General features: G+C 42.5%; 1 protein-coding gene. It reads left to right on the top strand.

The features are described from left to right. Positions 1–1,105 (top strand): extracellular solute-binding protein (locus MHO82_RS25680; RefSeq protein WP_239189462.1); only part of this gene is annotated, 1,105 nt, incomplete at its 5' end. Positions 1,106–1,272: the final 167 nt, after the last annotated feature.

Here is a 1,272-nt window from a genome sequence, read left to right as displayed (position 1 = left end):
ATGTCTTGTAGGAGGCTATATGCTGCTTCACCGTCTATTACTGGTCAGCCTCAGCATTCTATTTACACCACCTGCGATTTCTGAGCCAACACCTGTTGAGCTTCGTTTTCTTGGTTGGGGCTACCTCCCCCCTTTTGAAGAAAACTTTAAAAAAATAGCCGCTGAACATAACCTCGACGTTACCATCACCATGGTTCAGCCTGTGATAGAAATGGCAAATGATGCATTTGACGCATTAAGATCAGACACCGCTGATGTATTAATGCCCGGCTCGCATTTTTTTGGCGATTTTAATGCACGCCTTTTTAAACTGCTTCATCCCATAGATACCAATCAGCTTTCTAATTACCAATTCCTACAGCCAGCGCTAAGCCAAGCCAAATTTGATGCTTACCAGGGAGACAAATATGCTGTACCTCACAATGGAGCAGTAATGCGACTCATTTATAATGCCGATAAAGTTTCTACCCCACCCACGTCATTTTTAGTGCTCAGTGAACCAGAAAATAAAGGGAAAGTTGCTACTTCTGCCATTGCTGAAAACAGCATCATTCCATTGCTGTTAGGCCTCGGGTATACCGCTTATGAAGCCCAAGACTATCACCACTTCCGGCTTAGTGTCCCTCAGCTACAAACCCGTGCTACACAGCTTATCAGTAATAAACAATACTACTGGCAACAAGTGAACGACGTTGAGAAAATGCGAGATATAAGTTATTCCACGAGCTGGGGAATTGAGGTATCTGAAGCGCGTGCATCAGGTCAAAACTGGCAGTTTTCTGAAGCAAGAGGGATTCAATCCCTTGATACGCTTGCAATTGCAAAAAAACTTAGCTATCAACCCAACAAGCTAAAAGCAGCGTACCTTTTAATAAATTATTTAATCAGCGAAGAATATCAAACTGCGTTCGTTCATGCTGCTCCATTTATCTATCCGAGCAATACCCAAGTGGCACAGCATCTCACTGAAGAAGAGTTAGAACTATCTCGTGCCAATGATCCATACTACTTTAACGAAGCCAATATGCTACGCTATCGGGATAAGCGCACCAATAACACTTACTTACGGGTCTGGGATAAAGCACAAAAAGACAATAAAGAATAAATAGTAACCTAGCTAACGAACCCAACACTATTTTCTCAAAACAACATATATAACCTACACTGACATCAATGCCGTTTTTATGTCTTGTAGGAGGCTATATGCTGCTTCACCGTCTATTACTGGTCAGCCTCAGCATTCTATTTACACCACCTGCGATTTCTGAGCCA

The organism is Vibrio sp. Of7-15 (assembly GCF_022347565.1).
In the GTDB taxonomy this organism is placed as follows: domain Bacteria; phylum Pseudomonadota; class Gammaproteobacteria; order Enterobacterales; family Vibrionaceae; genus NORP241.
Note: the sequence above shows the minus strand (reverse complement) of the source record. Positions and strands in the feature narration are given on the sequence as shown.